Origin of the sequence: Liquorilactobacillus sp. (genome assembly GCF_047719775.1) — a bacterium.
In the GTDB taxonomy this organism is placed as follows: Bacteria; Bacillota; Bacilli; order Lactobacillales; family Lactobacillaceae; genus Liquorilactobacillus.
This window is the reverse complement of the sequence record NZ_JBDNTS010000005.1, coordinates 30,536-52,365: the sequence shown is the minus strand read 5'-3', so window position 1 is coordinate 52,365 and position 21,830 is coordinate 30,536. Positions and strand designations below refer to the sequence as shown.

Here is a 21,830-nt window from a genome sequence, read left to right as displayed (position 1 = left end):
CTTTGAGCACTAATGTAAATTACGTAATTAACCTGGGATTGGTTATAAGTAATTTGAATTAGGCACAAAAGATTATTTTTGTTAGCATGTTAAATATATGAATGCATCAAAAATTGGGTAATCTTTGAGCACTTTCCAAAATAAAAAGCAGGAGCTGAGTCAAAAGTTAAATTTTGACCCAGCTCTTTATTTATTATGAATAAACGTGTTTCACAAGTCACATTTTTATTTTAGTTATTCAACCAAACCATCTTTCCCCTTGAAAATAATATTTAATAGGACTGATGTTATGCTTGCTACAACAATTCCATTTCCTAAAAATAATTGCGCTGTTTTTGGTAAAAATTGAAAAATACCTGGGTACACAGAAACACCAAGACCCATTCCAACAGCCAAAGCAACAATTAAAATATTACGCTCATCAGAAAAATCAACTGCGAAGAGCATCCGCATACCTTGGACACTAATCATTGCAAACATCACTAGCATTGCCCCACCTAAAACAGGAGTTGGAATAATTGTTGCAACTGCTCCAATTTTCGGCAAAAGTCCCATCATCATTAAGATTACTGCTGACCAATAGATTGGACGTTTTGTTTTGATACCAGAAAGTTGCAGCAAGCCTACATTTTGTGAAAAGGTCGTGTAAGGAAAAGTGTTAAAGATTCCACCGAGAATTACAGCTAATCCCTCAGCTCGATAACCTCTTTTCAGATCATCCGACGTAATCTTCTTATCCAAAATACTTCCTAATGCAAAAAATACACCCGTTGACTCAACCATTGAGACCAAAGCAATAATTATCATAGTCAGCGATGATGACCATTCAAATTGTGGCGCACCAAAATAAAATGGTTGCGGGATATGAAACCATGCTGCTTCTGAGATTGGAGAAGTTGAAACAAGGCCCATAAATGATGCTGTGATTGTTCCTACAACTAATCCAATCAAAATAGCAATAGAACTAATGAACCCTTTTCCCCAAACCTGAATCACCAATATGACAACGATTGTAATTAATCCTAGTAAAAGATTTTGCAAACTGCCAAATGTTTTAGCTGCTGCATCACCACCACCAATATTTTGGACAGCAATTGGAATCAAGGTTAGTCCGATAACGGTAATCAATGATCCTGTTACGACTGGTGGAAAAAGCTTCTTAATTCTGGCAAATTGTCCCCCAATCAGAAATACAAAAATCCCGGCAACAATTATTGCACCATACATTGTTCCAATCGAAAACTGTTTGCCAATCATTTTAAGCGGTTCAACTGCTTGAATGGCGCATCCTAAGACTACGGGTAAGCCAATTCCAAAATAACGATTCCTTAATAATTGCAATAATGTTGCTAACCCACACATGAAGATATCGATTGAAACCAGATAAGTCATCTGTGTACTATTGAACTTCAGAGCCACACCAATCAACAAGGGAACTGCTACCGCACCCGAATACATTGCTAAGAGGTGCTGAATTCCTAAGATAGCTGCTTTCCCATGTGAAACTTCCTTGAGCTCATCATTATTCATTGTCTTTATCCTCCACAAAATGAACCTGATTGTCAGCAAAAGATGAGATTCGAGCAAGTGATTCAAGCCGAATATCTTGTTTCTTAATTAACTCTGCTCCATCTTGAAAAGACTTCTCAATTGCAATTCCAACACCAACTACTTCAGCTTGCGCTGCCTTGCAGATATCTATCAATCCTTGAACTGCTTGTCCATTAGCCAAAAAATCATCAATAATTAAAACACGATCATTCTTGTTCAAGAACTTTTGATCCACAGAAACAGTATTTTTCACTTTCTTAGTGTATGAATAAACCTCCGCAGTGTACAAGCCTGCATTCATAGTGCTGCTTTTTTGCTTGCGTGCAAATAAAACAGGAACATGCAAAATCAAACCAGTCATTATTGCGGGCGCAATCCCTGATGCTTCGATTGTCACTATCTTAGTGATTTCCTCACCCTGATATAATTTCACAAATTCTTGTCCTAATTTATACATCAAATCAGGATCAATTTGATGATTCAAGAATTGATTAACCTTTAATACATTGCCTGGTAGAACCAGTCCATCTTCACGAATGCGATTCTCTAATAACTTCACTTTTTGTCTCTCCTTTGCAAAATAAAAAGACTTCTTCTACGGTCAAAAACAGTAAAAGAAGCCCACTAAATAACAGCTTTTTTACTTATAGTCTAAGATTTTCGGTCCTAGGTAGAAACTCGTCAACCATATTATGACATTATATAAGCAATATCTTATTGAAGATTAACATATGAAAATCTATTTTTCAATACTATTCATTCGTGTTTGTTTCAGATAAGGTATCATATTTATTTAATTTGTATGTCTGAATCACATTAATTAGTTTTGCTGCATAATCAGGATCGGTTGCATAGCCTTTTGCTTGTAGCGCTTGAGCTGCCTCCTTATAATTGTTGGCAGTCAAAACGACCTGATAATGCTGACTATCCCACGCAGTTCCTTGCACAAATAGTTTCGTATGCGCCTCAATTGACTGTGTCCAACTTGTATAAACAGCAAAATTAGCAGTTACCGTAATCCATTGACCATTAACATATTCTTTTGTCGTCAAAGCCTTCGCATTTGACGCACTACTCTTTACCCCAAACAGATTATAGTATCGTGCAGCCAGTTGGCTCTGGCCCCAATCAGATTCAAGCGCAGCCTGGGCTAAAGTTATGCTGGTTAATATCTTGTATTGCTTTTGCTGCGCTTGTGCAATTGGTAGCAGTGCAGTAATAAATTTGCGCTTTGTTGCATCACTTATTTGACTAGTTTGTGCATTTTGATTATTTTGTTCACCAACTCTACCTACCCACCCAAGCAACTGCACTCCTAGAATTCCAAGAATCAACAAAGCCACGGCAACATTAAAAATTTGCACGTGCCCATTTGTGTAAAATATCCCCCATTTTTTTTTAGACTTTCCTTTTCTTCTTGCAGAGGGCTTTCTCTTATTAACCATTCGTGTTCTTGTACTTTTTTTCCTAGGCACAAAGACTCAACCTTTCATTTTCGAACAATCTCATTTGTGGAAGTTCCATCTTTTTATCAATGGAACACTAATTAGGGGAGCAACTATTCCAGCAAGAATTGCTTCAGGAATTCCATTTGTTCCTACGACAGTCAATAGATATGGCAAAAGAGCTTTAGCATCAATATGATACAAGATTTGGGACTTTCCTTGATAAAACAGATAAATTTGTCCCAGTACCAAGAGCGTATTGCAACAGGCTCCCAAGATTGCCGCCACCGGTAAAACCCTATAAGGTTTCTTATATCTTTTAAGCGCAATTCCAAATATCCCTCCAGCAACAATACCTATCATGATACGGGGTAATATAGCGATTAATGGATTCACAAAAACAATTGTAGCTAAGGGACTGGTTGGCCAAATAAATGCTCTTACAAAAGTTATTACACCCCAAATACCCCCAACGATTGCACCATCCACTGGGCCAAGTACAAAAGCCGCAACAATGACTGTAATGTGGATTAAAGTTAAGTCTAGTGGGCCAATTGGTAAATATCCTAAAAATGGAACTAGATTTTGGACAATGATAATTGCTGTAAAAAAAGACAAAAAAACGAGCCTTCTTGTTTTTTGATGATTACTCAAATTTTCCAACTCCACTCGCATTAATATAGAATCGATTATAACACAATCCATCTTTTTTTACTCACAAAAAAGGGGGACAATAATTTAAAATCATTAGCAAATCACTAGTTCAAAGACCCAAGAATAATAATTAAGAATTTGACTAGATGCAAGAAAAGGAGCTGAATCAAAATTTAACTTTTGACCCAACTCCATCCTTAATTATATTCTTAATTTTCGAAAGCTTCATTGATTCAAGCTAATTTTTGGGCTTGATATATTTTGAAGTGCCCCATAATGGTTAGACAAACTGAATAACTGCCATCAAAATTGGCACAATCACAATAAACAATACAGTACTAATTGTTACAACATTTGTTGCATATTTAACATCACCATGAGCCTCATTCGCTAAAATAGGAAGTACAGCAAGCATTGGTGTCGCAGATTGCACAATCAACGTCTGGCTCATTAACGTTGGCATACCCAATCCTAATGATCCACCCAGTTTAATTAATATAATTAAAACCACTGGGGACAACACAAATCGACCTAATAGAGCTAAAATAGTATCTCGATCGAGTTTCATGTTGCTTAGACCTGCATCCGCAAGTACAATCCCAATATAAATTAATGACAATGGTGTCACAAGTGAACCTACATATGTCAAAGTTTGTTCAGCAAATGATGGAACTGGAATGCCAATAAGCATCCAGACAACGGCAACAATAAAACCAACAAGTGGCATTGGTAAGAGTTTTTTCCAATTTAATTTTTGTGCCTTTTTCTTACTTTTATCAACAGTTGGGTCATCATTGGAGATTAAAAATACACCAAATGCCCAAGTAGAAACAGTGTTAATGATATAGTAAATTAAGAAGTAAGTTGTTGCTTTTGAACCAAAAAGTGCATTGTTCAATGGCATCCCAATAAAGATGGTATTAGCATTAACAACGGCATTCATAAAAATACCACGGCGTCCTGCTGGAATTTTCAAGACTTTAACTGTTACCCACGCAATTATATAACCTAATATTACCGCTATTGCAGGAAACAGTAGCCCTGTTGATAAACCGAACAATTTACTTCGTGTTAAATTATTCATTACAGCGACAAAGATTGATGCCGGTAAAGCAATTTTAGTAATCAAAGAAGAAATATTCTTGCCAAATGTATCTGAAAACCACCCAGATCTTCTTAGAATGTATCCTAAAGCCATTATCAAGACAATAACTGTTACACTAGAAACTGAAGTTAAAAATACTGTCATTTCTTATTACCCCCATAAATTATTATTAATAAACTACTTCAAAAAATTATTGCTATGAAACAGAGATAATCATGGAATAAGCTGATTATCTCCACAAAGTGAAAAGCTTTTATTTGAAAAATAAATTAAGATACTCATTATTTTCATCTCTAAAAGCATTGCTAAACTCACTTGATATGTTAAACTTGTCTTAATTTATAGTCAAAGTTGCATTATACTATCAATTGTTTTTATATGAAGAATATTATGCTAATTTTACAAGGAGGATTTATTATGAATATTAGGGAGTTTCATTACTTCCATGAATTGGTCAAATACAAAAACTTTTCTCAGGTTGCATCTTTCTTCAACGTGAGCCAACCTACAATCACAATGGCGATTAAACGTTTAGAAACAGAACTTGAAGTTAAATTATTTGTCCGTGATCGCTCTCATAAACAATTAGTCGTCACTCCAAGTGGCGAACAGCTCGATCGGCATGTTACGCAAATATTGAATGAACTAGAAGTCATGAAAAAAGAGCTTGCCAGAATTTCAAGCGAAAAAGTAATGTTTGGTTTACCGCCGATTATTGGAACTTATTATTTTCCACACGTAGCCCCAGAATTATTACGTGCTGGCTTAATTGATAAATTAGATATTTTCGAATCTGGATCAAATGAGATGCTTAACTATATTATTGACGGAACGCTTGATTTAGCCTTAATTGGTTCGATTACACCAATTGTGGACTCCAAACTCGATGCCAAAATTTTCGATCGTACACATTTTAAGATTGCAGTCAGTGAGAAACATCCTTTGGCACAACAAAAAAGTGTCAATTTCAAAGAATTGGCACAGGAAAAGTTCATTATATTAGATGACCGTTTCATTCACTCAATTGCTTTCAGCAAGATGTGTCATGCTAACCAATTTCGTCCGCAGATTATTCATCGCTCCAATGACGTTCATATCTTAAAAGCAATGATTAAAGAAAATATGGGGATAAGCTTCTTAACCGAGTTGGCCTTACCTCCAGAAGCTGGAATCAAAGTCCTAGATATTGCTGATGCTGATCAACCAGAGTTTCTTCTCTCACTTGTATATCGGCACTCGCATATGCTTACCCAACTCCAGCAACGCCTGATAGAGATACTCCCACAGAAAATTAATTTATAAGAAAAAATTTGTGTAATAAAGTAGTAAAATTCGAGCAGCAATACAGAGCTGCGAATTATAGTGGCTTCTAAAAGTTGAATTAAGCAAGACACTTTTAGAAGTTTTTTAGTGTAAAAAAAAGAACTAGATCAAAAGTTAAGTTTTGATCTAGTCCCTCTACCTATTACGAATAAACGTGCTTCATAAATCAAGATTCTCCGTCCAACTTCGAATTACTAACTCGAACCCTCCGACTTACGGTACACTCCCTAACTAATGGATTCTATTTAAAATTCGTCTAAGCTTTCATCAGAAACGACCTCAATAGTTTGGCGTAAAACTCGCTTAAAAATCGCTAGATCCTTTGGTGCAACCTCATCTTCCAAACGATTTTCTAGTCTTTGCCAGAATTCATTATCTGACTCAAGCATCTTGAGATATTTCTCCGTAACCATCAAATGAGTAACACGCCGATCTGTATCATCTAAGCGTTTCTCAATTAAACCAAGTCGCATTAATTTTTTAATATGATAGTTAGTATTAGGTGTTGATTGATCAAGCAATTTTGAAATCATACCAATTGTGGGTTCCTTTAATTGATAAATTGCTTCAAGGTAATAGACATCGATTGCTCCTAATTTTTCGAAATCAGGATCATTTTGACGATGTTCATGTAACCTTAATACTTGCATTAAATTAGTTAAAGACTTTTGTAAAGTTATCACTTTTTTTCCTCCATTTTTTTGCTAAATTATTTATATTCAACTTGAACTTACTTAATATACTAGAATTAATTCTTGCTGTCAAGCTACGATGCCTAAAATCACAACTTAATACAAATTCTTGTTTATCATTATATGCTTTTTAAGGTAAAAAACCAGTTATTTGCCTTAATCCTTGCTATTCATCACCACACATTAAGCTTTTTAAGTGCTTTCATCCTTTTGTTAACTTTCTATTGTGTAAAAAGTTAAACTTCACTTCTATATTATACTATCAAGAACTTTTAAAAAAAAGCTAACGTCAGCCCATCTATATCATTTAAATTACTAAAAAAAATAAATTTTTTCTTATAACTTATCATTTTTTTTAACTAGCAAAATTTTAATACGATAGAAGAAGGCAACAAATTATAGTAAGTTAAAAAATAAATTTAGATCTCATTTTATACTAATTCTTATACCCATAATCATAGTGTTAATTGTTAAAAATATGAATATCCATTCCTATTTCTTTAGAAAAGTTTTAACTTCTCAATCCGTTTTACCGCTTCTACTAGTCGTTCTGGTTCAACTAATAACCCAATTCGGACATATCCATCTCCCATTATTCCAAATCCTTTGCCTGGTGCAACTGCAACATTTGCCTTTTCTAGCAATAAATCGGCAAAGCTCTCACTTGTATAACCTTCAGGGACAGGCATCCAAGCATAGAAGGTCCCTCCAGGAATAAATGCATTCCATCCAATCTTCTTAGCTGCACCGACAAAAGCATTACGTCGTTCTTCGTACTTGCTGACAAGCTTCTTTACTTCAGTCTCTTCTTGCGAATCTAATAATGCCGTAACTGCTGCTTCTTGGATGGCTGGGAAAACACTCACAAACAAATGATCCTGAATCAAGTTAATTGCTTCTATCATAGATGGATTCCCAACAGCAAATGCAATTCTCCACCCTGCCATATTGAAGGTCTTCGAAAAAGTGTACATTTCAATACCAACATCTTTTGCTCCATCAGCCTCCAAAAAACTTGGATTATGATATCCATCAAAGCCTATTGCCCCATATGCAAAATCACTCACAATTCCTATATTATATTTACGTGCAAAAGCAACTGTCCTCTTATAAAATTCTTTGGTAGCAACTGCTCCTGTTGGATTGTTCGGGTAGTTCAAATAAATAAATTTTGCTTTTTTTGCAGTTTCTTCGTCAATGTCTTGATAATCTGGCAAAAAATTGTTCTCCCTTTTTAATGGGAAAGTTTCATAATTAACCTTACCCAAGCTTACTCCTGATAGATAATCTGGATAACCTGGATCTGGCAGCAGCAATAGTTCAGCTGGATTCATCAATGCCCATGGTAATTCAACCAGTCCAATTTTTGAACCGCCTAAGATTGCAACTTCAGACTCAGGCTCCAAATCAACTCCGTACTTTTCCTTATAGAATTTTGCAGCAGCAACTTTAAGTGCATGGAGACCCCTAAACTGCGAATATTTGTGGTTGATTGGCTGAGTCGCTTGTTCTTGCAACTCTTTAACAATATAGTCAAATGTCGGCTGATCAGGATTCCCTTGTCCAAGATTGATTACATCATTTCCAGCAGCAACCTTCTGATTAACCTTGGCTACAAGTGTTGCAAAAAATTGTGTTGGTAAATTCTTTAAAAGTTCTGATTCTTCAAAAAACATTATGCATTTCTCCTTCTTTAGATGCTTGTTCTTCATTAATATAGTTCTGGCCGGCGATCTTTGAAGACCGGTATATTTCCCCGCACTTGTATTAAATCATCTAGATCAAATTCACAGGTAAAAATTCCTTCTACATCTGTAGTACCTTCTATTAAGATCTTACCTAATGGATCAATCACTAAGGAATGACCGTTAAAACTATCCTTAGGTGCTTCACCAACACGATTAACTGCAACTACAAATGCTTGATTTTCAACTGCACGTGCACATAATAGCATTTTCCATTGCGCAATGCGCTTAGTTGGCCATTGTGCACTCACAAAAAGTATCTGTTGCCCATTTGACATCAACTTACGTTCCCATTCTGGAAAACGAATGTCATAACAAATTACCCCCGCTGCCTTGATATCATCCAGCACGAATTGATTTTGAGTTGAACCAGCACTGATAAAATCATCTTCATTCATCAGACCAAATAAATGAACCTTCTGATATTGGCTAACTAAATTACCTTTACGATCAAATACATAACTTGTATTGTAGAATTTTCCATCCTCTTTAGTTGCCACTGAACCGCCGACAATGTTAACTGCAAACCGTTTGGCGAGTTTTGCGAGAAAAGCCCTAGTTCTTTTGCCATCTTGATCTGCAATCTCTCCCAGCTCGTCCAAGGCATATCCTGTATTCCACATTTCAGGTAATACTAAGACATCTGGCTTACTAAGAACTGCTTTTCTAATATACTTCTCAACATTAATGTAATTAGCTTCTGGATTACCAAAAGTTATGTCCAATTGCAAAAGACTTGCTTTGAATTTTTTCATATCTACCTGCTTTCTAATAACTTGTATTATCTTTTCTTTACCAAAAAAAGACTCATCCCTTGTATGTAAGGACGAGTCTCGTGTTACCACCTTGATTTGTGCTATCTTCATAGATAACACCTCCACAGCTAAAAACATGTAATTTAGCATGTGTCAATAACGTGCACAAATCCGTTGCTAGCTCACAAGTTGCTAAGCACCATTCCAAGCTCATTTTCTATGCATTCATTTACTCTCTCACACCAACTGAGAGCTCTCTCAAAAATTTACACATATACTCTACTTTTCATTATGTTATTCATTTTAATGTTCACAAGGCTATTTTATCTGAAAAGACAGTTATGTCAAGATTAAAATCTTTTTTTACTTGACATTCACTAATTTAAAATTTAAATTGATAACAGTGTTTTACTGAAATTTTAGTAACGGGGAGGAACTTAAAATGCGCAAAATTGGAATAATTGGTTTAGGACATGTTGGTGCCACGATTGCCTATACTTTAGTTACAAAGGGAATTGCCGATGAATTAGTTATTATTGATACTAATGATGACAAGACGACTGCAGAAGAATATGACTTGCGTGATACACTTGCACGACTAGACACGTTCACCAAGATTATCCCACAGGATTATGACTCACTATCTGATGCTGATGTCGTCATCACTGCCTTTGGAAACATCGATTCCATCAAAATGGATGGTGATCGCTTTGGAGAGCTTAATTTCAATACAGAAGCGGTTGAAGAAGTTGCAGCAAATCTTAAAACATCTGGATTCCATGGTGTTGTTATCAATATCAGTAATCCTTGTGATGTAATTACCACGTTATTGCAACAACAGACTGGTCTCAGCAAAGCACAAGTCTTCGGAACCGGAACATTCTTGGATACAGCTAGAATGCAACGCGCCGTTGGTCAAGCTCTACACGAAGATCCTAAAAATGTCAGCGGATATGTTTTGGGTGAACACGGTGAATCCCAATACACTGCATGGACAACTATTGAAGTTAAAGGTCATCCAATCATTAAAATCGCAGAGGAAAAAGGTCTCGATTTAACCTCACTTGATCAACAGGCGCGCCGTGGCGGTTGGTTAGTCTTCTCTGGCAAACACTATACTTGCTATGCAATCGCGACCTGTGCAATCAAGTTGACACAGGCAGTTCTTTCAGATGCACATTTAGCCTGTCCAACTTCTGTCTATCTTGAAGAATATGGTCATTACATTGGTTACCCTGCAGTCGTTGGTCGCAAAGGAATAATTGAAGTCAACTCAATTTCATTGTCAATTGAAGAAAAAGTTCAGTTAGACAACTCCGCTAAGATTATTAAGGAAAAACTAAATAAATAAAAAGTGCTATGTAACATATAGAAGTTACATTTCTAAACCCCAAGTTTTAAGAATTGCAAATTATTTAAAAGGATGATGCCAGAAAATCTATAACGGTATCATCTTTTTACTTATAAAAAAATTTTTACTTTTAATCGTGTGCTATTCTCTTCATCTCAATTCTTCCCCAAACAATATTGATTAAGAAACCGCTAATTGCTGCACCCACCGCTAAAAACTTGATATTATTGGAACCTACAACTGCTAACATTACGGGTATTCTTTGTAACATCCCAACAGCAGCCATCAATACAATAAAAGGAGTAATACTATACAGTTCTCTTTTTCTTCCAATAATAATCCAGCCGAGAAAAATTGCTGTGACGGTTAACATTAGAATTACATCACCTGGATACACCAACTTAGCTACCCAAATTGGTGGTGTAAATACACTAATTGTCACAAACGCACCTGTGATACAAGTAAAGAAAATAGTTCCAATGATAAATTGAACGATTTTTGATTTTCTAAATGGATTATTTTCACTCAAATAAATTGATTTATGAACTGCCTCAAAAACAATTACTACCATTCCCAGCGAAAGTAATGCAATCAATATATATTCGAGAATATTTATTTTTAGTGCACCTCTCTTTGCAAAGTCACTAATAAATGATATTGCCCAATATATCCCAATTGGTAATAATATTAACTCCATGATTTCGCGATAGCCTGCATGCCTAAAATTTTTAATCATACTGTCGGCAAGCTTACGACTATCCTTGCCAAAATATTCTTGTGCTGTCTGCCCATTTTCTTGTGCTTCAATCAAATCAACACAAACATTATAAGATTGTTCTGTCACATCTAATTCATCATAAAAAAGACTGGATGTAATCAAGTAACCTCTGAGATCATCAAAAAAGGTAGCATTTTCACCCTCTAACTTTTTCTGTAACTCGTTCATCTTATTTCTGATACCTTCAACCTGCTTGTCTCTACTACTCATCCGATTTCCCCCTACTTGAAGATCTGATTAACACTTCCATTAATTTCACGCCAGTCATACATAAAAATTGCTAGTTTTTCTTGCCCCGTTAGAGTTATATTGAAATACTTGCGGCTTGGTCCTTCAGGTGAAGGTTTCATCACACCAGTAATCAGTTCTTTTTTTTCTAATTTCTGCAAAATAGGATAAATAGTTCCACCAATTACATCCTTGAACCCGGCTGTTCGTAATTCTTGAACCAACTGATACCCATAGGTTTCGTGTTTTGAAATTACTTGCAAAACGCAACCTTCAAGTACACCTTTCAGCATTTGTGTTTTGCTCAAATTGATAACTCCTTTCCAACTAGTATGTAATGCTAACTACCATAAAAAGATAACATAGGGGAAGTAGTTTGTAAAGCATAGTAGTGAAAATATACCTTTATCCTTATTCGAATTCAAATAGGAAGTTTTTATCCACAAGTGCTACGATTTCTTCGGGTGTTTCTTTTTGTCCAGAATTAATCCATTCTTGAATTACACCGAACAGAGCATTGCTAAAAAAACTGAGAAAATAGCGCTCTTCAGTTGTGTTTTCGAACTTGAGATTTGTAAGTGGTAAAATATTCTCACGTGCATTCTCACGCATCAAATAACGAATATTATCTTGAATTTCACTTGACCCATGACTCGAAATCAATAATGCTAGTACCCTTCCTTCTCCCAAAAGCAAGTTTAACATTGTCAGCATCAATTCCCTACGTTTAACGATGACAGATTCTTTGATAAGCCGGTTTCCCTTCTCAATTAATTCAAGTTGACATTGCTTTGCTAAATCATATTTATCAGTATAATGAAGGTAAAATGCACTGCGACTTATTTGTGCTGCTTCACAAATATCTTTAATTGAAATCTTCTCAAAATCTTTATTTTGCAACAATACCTCAATTGCCCTTAAGATTGCAATTTTCGTCTTTTGGTACCTCAAATCCATCATGCAGGTTCCACCTTTCACAACCTAAAAATCAATTTTCTTAATCTGTCCATTATCTCGTCTTTTTACTTGTAGAATTTATAAAAACTCTTATACTTCAAATATATATATAATAAACACAATGTACATTAAAAGTAAAAAGGAGGATTTATCCATGACCGATTTTAATTATACAATCGCATCAATCAACCATGCTTCTAAATCTTTTGGTCAAAAAAAAGTGCTCAGCGATATTACATTAAACATCAAACAAGGCCAAATAATTGGCTTAATCGGCCCAAGTGGTTCTGGTAAAACAACAACTATCAAGTGTCTGCTAGGTATGGAGAAACTTGATACTGGATCTGCTGCCATTCTTGGAGAAAAGATGCCCAATCGTCAAATTCTTGAGAAGATTGGATACATGGGCCAAACAGATGCTTTATATGAAACACTAACCGCGCTAGAGAACCTAACTTTCTTTGGTAACCTTATGGGAATTACGGGTGCAGAACTAACCGCTGCTATTAATAAAAATATATCCCTAGTCAACCTAACAGATTCACTGCACCAAATTGTCGCTGCTTTTTCTGGTGGAATGAAACGCCGTCTTTCCCTGGCTATTGCATTATTAGCCAATCCTGATTTGATTATCTTGGATGAACCAACAGTTGGAATTGACCCTAGTTTGCGACTTGACATTTGGACACAGTTACGTGCTCTGGCAACTATTCAAAAAGCAATTATTGTGACAACACATGTTATGGACGAAGCAGAAAAATGCGATTTAGTCGGACTAATTATCAATGGTAAGATTTTCGCATTAGGTACTCCAAACGAGTTGAAAAAGAAGTTCAATGCAACCAGTATTGAAGAAGTCTTTTTGAAAGCAGAGGTGAGTTCAAAATGATTCAGTTCAAAGCCGTTCTAGTTAGAGTAATCAAAGAAATCATCCGTGATAAAAGAACTCTCGCATTGATGCTATTAGCTCCCATCTTAATTCTGACATTAATGAACTTAGTCTTTAATTCAAATACTGATACAAAACTTAAACTTGGTGTTACCACTAGTGTTCCTCACAAAATCATTCAATCACTCCCAAATTCCAAGGTGAGCATCCATCATTATCAAAACTCACACAACCATACGCAGAAGATTCAAGCTGCCAATCTGGATGCTTTTGTTACACGTAACAAAAATAAACTTGAGATTACATATGAGAATGAGGATCCTACGAAAAGTGCGCAAGTTAAAAGCCTGTTTGCAAATGCACTATTAGCATCAAATATTAAAGAATTGTCTGCAACTCTGAAAGAAATGCCGCTCCAACCTTCTACAAAACGAACTTCTTCGAATTTCAAAATAAAAAACTCATATCTTTATGGTAATTCGAATAGTACCTTTTTTGATAAAATCTTTCCTGTCTTAATTGGTTTCTTTGTTTTTTTCTTTGTTTTTCTAATTTCCGGAATTGCACTTATCAGAGAACGTACGTCTGGAACTTTAGATCGTCTTTTAGCAACACCAATCCGTCGAAGTCAGCTAGTTTTTGGCTACCTTGCCGGCTATGGGTTGTTTGCAATCTTGCAAACTCTTTTAATCGTCCTATTTGCTATTTATATTCTCCAAGTTGAAATAGTTGGCAATCTTTTCTTAGTGTTACTGACGAATATTCTAGTTGCTCTAGTAGCACTTGTAATCGGTCTATTTGTATCAACCTTCGCCAACTCTGAATTCCAGATGATGCAATTTATTCCAATTATTGTTGTACCACAAGTTTTTTTCTCAGGGATCATTCCATTAGATACAATGGCTCACTGGGTCAAATTCATTAGTTATCTATTGCCACTAAGCTATGCAGGAGATGCACTGACAAATGTAATGATCAAAGGGCAGGGCTTGAATGCTATAGCGAAAGACTGGTTAATTCTTCTAGTTTTTCTAGTTATTTTTACATTCTTAAACATCGTTGGCCTCAAACGATATCGAAAGGTGTAAAGCACAATTTGGTAGCAAGCCTCCAAAATTAGACCCATACATTGGTAATAGTTTAGCATGCGTTTCTGTTCAATAAAACTCAACATTATATTCATATTTCCGAAACACCTAAAAGATTGTGAAATGTTATACTTGATTTATAAAAAATAAGGAGGTATTTTTATAATGAGAAATTTAACAGATAAAGTAACCTTTCGGCATGGTGCGACAATCTCCACCAGAACTGCTCAATCACCTATGCTAACAAATAGCGGTTTAGATGAAAAAATAACGCAGGACACGGTTGACTATTATAATATGCGTTCACAATCAGCAGGTATGGTTATCGTTGAATATACAAGTGTCAGTCCAAATGGTGGACCTTCACGCTCTTGGGCCCCAAATCGTGAACAATTAGCAATTTATAATGACAACTTTGTCCCAGGATTTAAAAAAATTGCTGAAGGTTTAAAAAAAGATGGAAATAAGGCAATTCTTCAGTTAGTTCACTCAGGTCGTGAAGCACAGTACCGAATTACTCTTGGCGGTCGTGTGGAGGTACCTTCAAAAATTGATTTTCCTTGGATTGATTACCCATTACATGAATTGACTGAAGAGGAAGTATGGGATATTGTACATGATTTTGGTACCGCAACCAAACGTGCCATTGATAGTGGTTTCGATGGTGTCGAGATTCATGGAGCAAATCATTATTTACTTCAAGAGTTCTTTTCCAGTTTTTCAAATGTTCGGAATGATTTTTGGGGTGGCAGTCTTGAAAAACGTATGAATTTTGCTATTGAGGTTGCTCGAGAAGTCTTTAGAGTAGTTGAAGAATATGCCCCAAAAGGCTTTATTGTGGGTTATCGTATTAGTCCAGAAGAAGTCCATGGTGACAATGTTGGTTATACTTGGCATGAATCTCAACAACTGGTTAATAAGTTGTCCACGGATTTTGAATTCGATTATGTGCATCTTTCCACAAATGATTATACGGCTACTCCTAATGATTCTGATAAAAACTATGCACAATTACTTGGAAAAGGTATCCAAAAACCCGCGCTTATTTTAATTGCTGGTGGTATTCATACCGTTGAAAAAATGGAAGATGCTTTGAACGATGTAGATATTGTAAGCTTAGGTCGACCAACTTTAATTGATCCACAAATTGCTTATAAACTTAAAACTGGACAGGCGGACAAAATTTTCTTAGAGTTTAACGAAGAATCTGTTAAAAAATCTCACTTAACTCCCGGCTTGATTGAATTACTTGCAAACACAGACTATTTTGCTATGCCAGGGATAGAATATCTCAAGACACTTACTAATACTAAACTGGACGATGTTGTGACTCACGATGGGACAAATTAAATCGCAGGGAACTGGGTCAAAATGAAGTGACCATAATAGTTAGATAAAATGAGGTCTACCTCTAAAGTTAAAGTGAAAATCACTCAACTTTAGGGGTTTTATTATGACCAAATATATAAGTAAATTCAAAGTTAAATTTTGATCTAGCTCCTCTATTTATTACGAATAAAAGTGTTCCATAATTCAAAATTCTCCGTCCAACTTTGAATTAATCACAGCAAAGTACATGTTATGTTCGTAATTTATAGTTGGTACTCAAACTTTTTCGATTTATATTACACTCTCTTTTAATTTCTGCCGTAATATCTTGTAACAGTTCCCGTGTTTTCTTAGATATCATATGATTGGGGTTGGTCAACCAGCCAAGTTTAAAGTTATCGTCAATGATATGACCAACATCAATTGTTTTTAAGTTTGAAAAATTTGGATTGCTTGATAAATCACCCTGTAATATTCGACCAAAACAGACTGTGTTTAATTTAATTATTGCTTTGTTCATCGCCCATGCATCATCTACTCTTAAAATTAAGGATAAAGGGCCACATTGAAATTGTAACTTTTCAAAAATTTCATCATGAAATTTATCATTGAAAATACTAAATTGCTGTTTTTTTAAATCTTCTAAGGTGATTGGTCTACCCAAAGTATTCAAAAAATTATCTGGAGCACATAATAAAACTAACTTGCTATCACAGACTGGCGTAAAAACCAGACCTTTTACGGCTGCATCCTGGATGTTATTAATAGCAATAAATCCCGCATCAATCTCTTGATTATGAACACGACGGACAATAGATTCAAATTCATGACAACTAATATCAAATTGCACATTTTTGAATTTACTTGCATAGTTATCAATAAAGGTATTTATAAAAGGTTTTAACATCGTATTCATATAATGAATTGAAATCCTTTGATGTTTTTTTGGATTAGCAACAATAGCGGCTGTATTTTCAAGATTATTTTTAAAACTAAGAATATCTGAAATAGAGGAAAGTAACTGTCCTCCTTCAATTGTTAACTGAGTTCCAGCTGGTGATTTATCAAATAGCCGCACACCCAATTCTCTTTCAAATTGATTAATTGCAATGCTTAACCCTGACTTGCTAATGTGAAGTACCTCAGCAGCTTTTTGCATGGAATTATGTTGCGCCAGAACTTCAACATAAAGTAGTTGTTCAAAATTCATCCGAGCCCTCCTTGGATAATCCATTACTTTTTAATGTCACACTAAACAAAGTACTTTCATTGTTATTGTACTTAATTTTGCGAAAACATGTCCAGAAAAATTTATCGCTGTATCTCATTCTTTTGCGCGCTCCATTTTTAGCTCTCTCTTTATAAAAAAAACACCTCTCCAAAAAGGGGAAGTGTCTTCATCATTGATATACCAACGATTAACGTTTTGAAAATTGTGAAGCCTTACGAGCTTTCTTAAGACCTGGTTTCTTACGTTCTTTCATACGTGCATCACGAGTCAAAAGACCTGCACGTTTCAAGACGCCACGAAAATCAGGATCTACTTCGAGCAATGCACGGGCAATACCATGACGTGTTGCGCCAGCTTGACCAGAGAAGCCGCCACCATCAACGTTGACAAGAACATCATATGCATCCTTTGTTTCTGTAACGTCAAATGGTTGAACCATAACTTCGCGTAAGTTTGCAAATGGAACATATTCTTCTGCAGGCTTGCCGTTCATAACAATTTTACCTGTACCTGGTACTAAACGTACACGAGCAACAGAATTCTTGCGACGGCCAGTGCCTTTATATTGTACTTGAGCCAATTAAGTTTCCTCCTAGATTAAGTTTGTGATATCCAATACTTCTGGTTGTTGAGCTTCATGCTTGTGGTCTGCACCACGATATACATGTAACTTCTTAGCTTGCGCTGTACCAAGTGTACCCTTTGGAAGCATTCCTTTGATGGATAAAGCAATTAACTTCTCAGGATCTTTTTCACGGTAATCACCAGCTGTACGGCTCTTCAAACCACCTGGATGATCTGTATGATGATAGTAAATTTTTCTTGTTGCTTTACGACCTGTTAAAGCAATCTTTTCTGCATTGATAACAATCACAAAGTCACCTGTATCAACATTTGGTGTAAATACTGGTTTATTTTTACCACGTAAGATAGAAGCAACAGTTGATGAAAGACGTCCCAAAGGAACATCGGTTGCATCTACTACGTACCATTTACGTTCGATTTCGCCTGGTTTTGCTATATATGTTGTACGCACGTTTATTTCCTCCATTTGTATATGCTTGTTTGACACAAAATAAGTTTCCGGGGCCTACCGTGGGGCAAACAATACCAAATATTATGATACTTTTTTTTATCCTTAAAGTCAATTAAAATCGATTACTTATTTATCGTTTTCTACATTATAATATACTTTTTTTAAATACAGACCGCTTGCTGGAGCAGTTGCACGACATTCATTGCGATTTTTAACTTCATATAAGCGCAAAAAATCATGTACTGGTCGCTTACCATTACCAATCTCAAGAAGTGCAGCAACCATGATTCGCACCTGGTTATATAAAAAGCCACTTCCAAAGAATTCAAAAATTATTTCATTATTTTTAAAGTCTTCCTTAACAGTTGCATCATAGATAGTTCGAACATGGCTTTTGGCTTGACTGCCTGACGCTACAAAACTTGAATAATCATGTGTTCCAATTACATCTGGAATTGCCTTCTTGATTAATTCGATATCTATCGGATACTTGTAATGTCCGGTATAAAATCGTTTGAAAGGATCGACAAAACGTCCACGACTTACACGATACAGATAACGTTTGCCATGTGCCGTAAATCGCGCATGGAACTCCTTTGAGACAATCTTTGCATCCACTACTTGCATATCCAGTGGCAGCATACTATTTAATCCATTCACAATTCCTTGTTCTGGAATATCATTTTCAAGATCAAAATGAACAATCTGACCATATGCGTGCACGCCAGCATCTGTTCTCCCTGAACCAAAAACATGCACAAACTCTTTTGCAGTACTCATCTTATTAACGGCGCTTTCTAAAACATCTTGCACAGTCCGTTGCTGAGGCTGGCTCTGGAATCCCGCAAAGTTTGTTCCATCATACGCCAGCGTTATCATATACCTCTTTGACATCTAATTCCTCACATCCACTCATAATTACCAATGGCGCACGAATAATAAGATAAGCATCACTATCACAAAGACAGCACATCCTATTGTATCACTCGTATGCCAATAATGTACACGATACTTAGTTCTTCCTTCACCACCACGATACCCCCGTGCCTCCATCGCAGTCGCCAAATCCTCGGCGCGATTGAATGAACTAACAAATAACGGAACAAGCAATGGAACAACCGACTTTATCTGCTGTATAATATTTCCCTCACCAAAATTCACCCCACGTGAACGTTGTGCATTCATAATTTTCGCAGTTTCATCCATCAGCGTGGGTACAAATCGCAGTGCAATTGACAGCATCAGGGAAATCTCATAGACAGGAACCTTGATTTTCTTTAGCGGCATCATCAATTTTTCAAGCGCATCCGCAATTTCAAGTGGTGCTGTCGTCAGCGTTAATAATGTTGACATAAAAATGATGAGTACAAATCTGCAAAAAACATACGCCCCATTAATCAAGCCAAAATAAGATAGGTTAAATGGTCCCCATCTCCAAAAGATGGTCCCTCCGCTACTAAAAAAAATTTGTAGCAAAACTGTGAATAATATTAACCAGATTAGTGGACGAACACCTTTGATAAAAAAAGCAAAGTTAACTTTTGCAGCCATAATACTGCCTATCGTTAACGCCAACAATAGAACATATGACTGCCAATTATTGGCTAAAAAGATAATAATAATAAAGAAAAAACTTAATATCAATTTTGCTCTGGGATCCATCTGATGCACAATTGAATCACCAGGAACATACCTTCCTAATAAAACTTTACCCATGATGAACATCACCTCCACCTTCATGCAACAAAGATGCAATTTGTCGAGCTAAGGAAACCTCTGTCAATGGTAAAGTTGAAAACTTGTATCCTGTCTTCTTTTCAAACGCCAACGCAAACTTACCAGCCTTAGGCAATGCAAGATGATGTTCAACAAGCCAATCTGGTTGCGAAAAAATTTCACTAGGTGTTCCATTAGCAATCAGCTTTCCCTCTTCCAGTACAATTACATTATCGGCATAATTGGCGACATCATCCATTTGGTGGGTGACCAAAACAACTGTCAAGTTCTGTTCTTCTTTTAACCTTTTGAACATTCTCATCATCTCAAGACGTCCCTTGGGGTCTAACCCAGCCGTTGGTTCATCTAGCACTAAGACCTCAGGTTCCATTGCAAGAATACCAGCAATTGCAACACGTCTCATTTGACCGCCAGATAATTCAAAAGGAGATTTAGTTAATAGTTCTTCACCTAATCCAACTTGCCGTGCCATTTTGCGCGCAATTATCTCTGCCTCCGCTTCAGTTTTTCCGAAATTCTTTGGTGCAAAGGCAATATCTTTAATTACTGTTTCTTCAAATAATTGTGTCTCAGGAAATTGAAACACAATCCCTACGTGTTTACGAAGCTCACCTAACTCCTTATTCTTAGTCTCAGCCGTAATTATTTGCTCACCAATTAGAATTTCGCCACTTGTTGGGCGCAAAAGTCCATTCAGATGTTGCAAAAAAGTAGATTTTCCGCTCCCAGTATGCCCAATTAGTGCAGTGTAACTTCCAGTAGGGATCTCAACCGATATATTATCAAGTGCCTGTTGTTCAAAAGGAGTGTCTGGTTGATACGTATAATTTACTGTTTTGAAAATAATTGCCATAGCCAATCAACCATTCCTTCTTTTGTAAGATATTCATCAGGGACTTTGATTCCTTGTTTAATAAGTTCCTCTTTTAATTTTTCCGAAAAAGGAGGCTCAAGTCCAATTTTAATCAAACCTGCTCTATGTGAAAAAATCTCTGCAGGAATATCATCTTGAACAACTTTACCATCATCTAGTACCACCACTCGCTGTGCTTTAGATGCCTCATCAATATCATGTGTAATTGAAATAACAGTCAAATGCTCCACGCGATTCAGCTCATGAATAATCTCCAAAACTGCCAGACGCCCTTCAGGATCAAGCATACTTGTAGCCTCATCAAGAATGACAATCTCGGGTTTTAATGCAATTACTCCAGCCAATGCCACTCGCTGTTTCTGTCCACCTGACAATCTAACTGGCTCATGGTCTGCAAATTTCCACATGCCAACACGTTCAAGTGCCTGTTTGACCCTGATTAACATTTCTTCACGTGGAATTGCAGCATTCTCTAATCCAAAAGCAACATCATCTTCAACGTTAGCTCCAACAAATTGATTGTCAGGGTTTTGAAAAACCATGCCGATTTTACTGCGTACATCCCAAACTGTCTCAGGCGTTAATTTTATTCCACTCACTGTAATTTCGCCACTTTCGGGAGCCAGCAAACCATCTATCAGACGTACTAATGTACTCTTTCCACTTCCATTATGTCCAATAATCGCAAGCCATTCACCCTTTTTGACTTTCAAGTTAAAATTGTTGAAATTATACACTTCTTGTTGCGGATACTTAAAAATAAGATTTTTGATTTCAATCATATCCACTATTCTGTACTCTCCTCAGCTAGAATTTTATAACATTTATCATACCATATCCAGTTTATTAAAAAAGAGTTGTATTGCAAGAATTAAAGAACAGTTCTAATACAGTAAAAGTGTACTATCGGTCGATAGTATGACCACACCCAAGAAAATTCAACTTTTGGCATCACTAGATTAAGTTTGAGCACTAGTCACCAATTTATCTTTTAACCAACAACTTACGGCTTAATTACAGTATTGAATTAAAATTCAATTTTGCTTCATAAAGCTCAATTCT

23 protein-coding genes, 1 riboswitch and 1 other annotated feature are annotated in these 21,830 nt (G+C 36.1%); of the genes, 5 read left to right on the top strand and 18 right to left on the bottom strand.

Annotated elements, in window-relative coordinates:
• Positions 1-234: 234 nt before the first annotated feature.
• The 5 genes from ABF682_RS03875 to ABF682_RS03855 form a co-directional block, all read right to left on the bottom strand.
• Complete coding sequence (locus tag ABF682_RS03875; RefSeq protein ID WP_415619047.1) at positions 235-1,530, bottom strand: nucleobase:cation symporter-2 family protein; 1,296 nt, start codon at positions 1,528-1,530, stop codon at positions 235-237.
• Positions 1,523-2,110: a xanthine phosphoribosyltransferase gene (locus tag ABF682_RS03870; RefSeq protein WP_415619046.1), complete on the bottom strand. Its 588-nt coding sequence runs from the start codon at positions 2,108-2,110 to the stop codon at positions 1,523-1,525. The genes ABF682_RS03875 and ABF682_RS03870 overlap by 8 nt, the downstream gene beginning before the upstream one ends.
• A 68-nt stretch (positions 2,111-2,178) precedes the next feature.
• Positions 2,179-2,277: riboswitch (purine riboswitch) on the bottom strand.
• A gap of 26 nt (positions 2,278-2,303) precedes the next feature.
• On the bottom strand, positions 2,304-3,026 hold the full coding sequence (locus ABF682_RS03865) for a glycoside hydrolase family 73 protein (protein ID WP_415619045.1): 723 nt from the start codon (positions 3,024-3,026) through the stop codon (positions 2,304-2,306).
• A 30-nt stretch (positions 3,027-3,056) separates the two neighbouring features.
• A complete protein-coding gene (locus tag ABF682_RS03860; protein WP_415619044.1) occupies positions 3,057-3,650 on the bottom strand; it encodes an ECF transporter S component in 594 nt (197 codons plus the stop codon).
• 280 nt (positions 3,651-3,930) lie between these two features.
• Entirely contained in the window at positions 3,931-4,899 is a 969-nt protein-coding gene (locus tag ABF682_RS03855) for an AEC family transporter (protein ID WP_289979548.1), read from the bottom strand.
• Positions 4,900-5,172: 273 nt separating this feature from the next.
• Between ABF682_RS03855 and ABF682_RS03850 the strand changes: the two genes are divergently transcribed.
• Entirely contained in the window at positions 5,173-6,057 is an 885-nt protein-coding gene (locus tag ABF682_RS03850) for a LysR family transcriptional regulator (protein WP_289979552.1), read from the top strand.
• Positions 6,058-6,323: 266 nt separating this feature from the next.
• On the opposite strand, the gene ABF682_RS03845 is transcribed toward ABF682_RS03850, so the two are convergent.
• The 3 genes from ABF682_RS03845 to ABF682_RS03835 form a co-directional block, all read right to left on the bottom strand.
• The gene (locus tag ABF682_RS03845) at positions 6,324-6,761 is read right to left on the bottom strand and encodes a MarR family winged helix-turn-helix transcriptional regulator (RefSeq protein WP_289979555.1); all 438 of its coding nucleotides are present in this window, start codon (positions 6,759-6,761) and stop codon (positions 6,324-6,326) included.
• 509 nt (positions 6,762-7,270) lie between these two features.
• Entirely contained in the window at positions 7,271-8,446 is a 1,176-nt protein-coding gene (locus tag ABF682_RS03840; protein WP_289979557.1) for a pyridoxal phosphate-dependent aminotransferase, read from the bottom strand.
• A gap of 35 nt (positions 8,447-8,481) precedes the next feature.
• Positions 8,482-9,270 carry a carbon-nitrogen family hydrolase gene (locus ABF682_RS03835; protein ID WP_289979558.1) on the bottom strand — a complete coding sequence of 263 codons (789 nt, stop codon included), beginning with the start codon at positions 9,268-9,270 and terminating at the stop codon, positions 8,482-8,484.
• A 64-nt stretch (positions 9,271-9,334) separates the two neighbouring features.
• Positions 9,335-9,569 (bottom strand) — a binding site (T-box leader).
• Positions 9,570-9,712: 143 nt separating this feature from the next.
• On the opposite strand from ABF682_RS03835, the gene ABF682_RS03830 reads away from it, so the two are divergent.
• On the top strand, positions 9,713-10,621 hold the full coding sequence (locus tag ABF682_RS03830) for an L-lactate dehydrogenase (protein WP_289979560.1): 909 nt from the start codon (positions 9,713-9,715) through the stop codon (positions 10,619-10,621).
• A 130-nt stretch (positions 10,622-10,751) separates the two neighbouring features.
• Here the strand turns inward: ABF682_RS03830 and ABF682_RS03825 are convergent, their stop codons facing one another.
• The 3 genes from ABF682_RS03825 to ABF682_RS03815 form a co-directional block, all read right to left on the bottom strand.
• Entirely contained in the window at positions 10,752-11,609 is an 858-nt protein-coding gene (locus ABF682_RS03825; protein WP_415619043.1) for a hypothetical protein, read from the bottom strand.
• 11 nt (positions 11,610-11,620) lie between these two features.
• The gene (locus ABF682_RS03820; protein WP_289979565.1) at positions 11,621-11,935 is read right to left on the bottom strand and encodes a PadR family transcriptional regulator; all 315 of its coding nucleotides are present in this window, start codon (positions 11,933-11,935) and stop codon (positions 11,621-11,623) included.
• Between the two features lie 103 nt (positions 11,936-12,038).
• Positions 12,039-12,587 carry a TetR/AcrR family transcriptional regulator gene (locus tag ABF682_RS03815; protein WP_415619042.1) on the bottom strand — a complete coding sequence of 183 codons (549 nt, stop codon included), beginning with the start codon at positions 12,585-12,587 and terminating at the stop codon, positions 12,039-12,041.
• Between the two features lie 151 nt (positions 12,588-12,738).
• Between ABF682_RS03815 and ABF682_RS03810 the strand changes: the two genes are divergently transcribed.
• The 3 genes from ABF682_RS03810 (at position 12,739) to ABF682_RS03800 (ending at position 15,911) form a co-directional block, all read left to right on the top strand.
• Positions 12,739-13,473, top strand: a complete 735-nt coding sequence (locus ABF682_RS03810) for an ABC transporter ATP-binding protein (RefSeq protein WP_415619041.1) — start codon at positions 12,739-12,741, stop codon at positions 13,471-13,473.
• The gene (locus tag ABF682_RS03805; RefSeq protein ID WP_415619040.1) at positions 13,470-14,561 is read left to right on the top strand and encodes an ABC transporter permease; all 1,092 of its coding nucleotides are present in this window, start codon (positions 13,470-13,472) and stop codon (positions 14,559-14,561) included. The genes ABF682_RS03810 and ABF682_RS03805 overlap by 4 nt, the downstream gene beginning before the upstream one ends.
• 165 nt (positions 14,562-14,726) lie before the next feature.
• Positions 14,727-15,911 (top strand): NADH-dependent oxidoreductase, encoded by a 1,185-nt coding sequence (locus ABF682_RS03800; protein WP_289979569.1) that lies wholly within the window; start codon positions 14,727-14,729, stop codon positions 15,909-15,911.
• Positions 15,912-16,140: 229 nt separating this feature from the next.
• Here the strand turns inward: ABF682_RS03800 and ABF682_RS03795 are convergent, their stop codons facing one another.
• From ABF682_RS03795 to ABF682_RS03765, 7 genes are all read right to left on the bottom strand, one after another.
• Positions 16,141-17,100, bottom strand: coding sequence for a LysR family transcriptional regulator (locus ABF682_RS03795; protein WP_415619039.1), 960 nt, complete (start codon positions 17,098-17,100; stop codon positions 16,141-16,143).
• A 208-nt stretch (positions 17,101-17,308) separates the two neighbouring features.
• On the bottom strand, positions 17,309-17,701 hold the full coding sequence (rpsI, locus tag ABF682_RS03790) for a 30S ribosomal protein S9 (RefSeq protein WP_289979572.1): 393 nt from the start codon (positions 17,699-17,701) through the stop codon (positions 17,309-17,311).
• Between the two features lie 12 nt (positions 17,702-17,713).
• The gene (gene rplM, locus ABF682_RS03785) at positions 17,714-18,157 is read right to left on the bottom strand and encodes a 50S ribosomal protein L13 (RefSeq protein ID WP_354669253.1); all 444 of its coding nucleotides are present in this window, start codon (positions 18,155-18,157) and stop codon (positions 17,714-17,716) included.
• A gap of 126 nt (positions 18,158-18,283) precedes the next feature.
• Positions 18,284-19,051: a tRNA pseudouridine(38-40) synthase TruA gene (gene truA / locus ABF682_RS03780; RefSeq protein ID WP_289979574.1), complete on the bottom strand. Its 768-nt coding sequence runs from the start codon at positions 19,049-19,051 to the stop codon at positions 18,284-18,286.
• Positions 19,052-19,075: 24 nt separating this feature from the next.
• Positions 19,076-19,876: an energy-coupling factor transporter transmembrane component T family protein gene (locus ABF682_RS03775; RefSeq protein WP_415619101.1), complete on the bottom strand. Its 801-nt coding sequence runs from the start codon at positions 19,874-19,876 to the stop codon at positions 19,076-19,078.
• The gene (locus ABF682_RS03770; RefSeq protein ID WP_415619038.1) at positions 19,866-20,747 is read right to left on the bottom strand and encodes an energy-coupling factor ABC transporter ATP-binding protein; all 882 of its coding nucleotides are present in this window, start codon (positions 20,745-20,747) and stop codon (positions 19,866-19,868) included. Before ABF682_RS03770 ends, ABF682_RS03775 begins: the two co-directional genes overlap by 11 nt.
• A complete protein-coding gene (locus ABF682_RS03765; RefSeq protein ID WP_415619100.1) occupies positions 20,723-21,550 on the bottom strand; it encodes an energy-coupling factor ABC transporter ATP-binding protein in 828 nt (275 codons plus the stop codon). Before ABF682_RS03765 ends, ABF682_RS03770 begins: the two co-directional genes overlap by 25 nt.
• Positions 21,551-21,830 lie beyond the last annotated feature (280 nt).

Coding starts and splice junctions, on each gene's coding strand:
- ABF682_RS03765 (WP_415619100.1), bottom strand. CDS start 21,550: ATGATTGAAATCAAAAATCTTATTTTTAAGTATCCGCAACAAGAAGTG.
- ABF682_RS03815 (WP_415619042.1), bottom strand. CDS start 12,587: ATGATGGATTTGAGGTACCAAAAGACGAAAATTGCAATCTTAAGGGCA.
- ABF682_RS03770 (WP_415619038.1), bottom strand. CDS start 20,747: ATGGCAATTATTTTCAAAACAGTAAATTATACGTATCAACCAGACACT.
- ABF682_RS03810 (WP_415619041.1), top strand. CDS start 12,739: ATGACCGATTTTAATTATACAATCGCATCAATCAACCATGCTTCTAAA.
- truA (WP_289979574.1), bottom strand. CDS start 19,051: ATGTCAAAGAGGTATATGATAACGCTGGCGTATGATGGAACAAACTTT.
- ABF682_RS03830 (WP_289979560.1), top strand. CDS start 9,713: ATGCGCAAAATTGGAATAATTGGTTTAGGACATGTTGGTGCCACGATT.
- ABF682_RS03795 (WP_415619039.1), bottom strand. CDS start 17,100: ATGAATTTTGAACAACTACTTTATGTTGAAGTTCTGGCGCAACATAAT.
- ABF682_RS03850 (WP_289979552.1), top strand. CDS start 5,173: ATGAATATTAGGGAGTTTCATTACTTCCATGAATTGGTCAAATACAAA.
- ABF682_RS03875 (WP_415619047.1), bottom strand. CDS start 1,530: ATGAATAATGATGAGCTCAAGGAAGTTTCACATGGGAAAGCAGCTATC.
- ABF682_RS03855 (WP_289979548.1), bottom strand. CDS start 4,899: ATGACAGTATTTTTAACTTCAGTTTCTAGTGTAACAGTTATTGTCTTG.
- ABF682_RS03840 (WP_289979557.1), bottom strand. CDS start 8,446: ATGTTTTTTGAAGAATCAGAACTTTTAAAGAATTTACCAACACAATTT.
- ABF682_RS03805 (WP_415619040.1), top strand. CDS start 13,470: ATGATTCAGTTCAAAGCCGTTCTAGTTAGAGTAATCAAAGAAATCATC.
- ABF682_RS03800 (WP_289979569.1), top strand. CDS start 14,727: ATGAGAAATTTAACAGATAAAGTAACCTTTCGGCATGGTGCGACAATC.
- ABF682_RS03825 (WP_415619043.1), bottom strand. CDS start 11,609: ATGAGTAGTAGAGACAAGCAGGTTGAAGGTATCAGAAATAAGATGAAC.
- ABF682_RS03835 (WP_289979558.1), bottom strand. CDS start 9,270: ATGAAAAAATTCAAAGCAAGTCTTTTGCAATTGGACATAACTTTTGGT.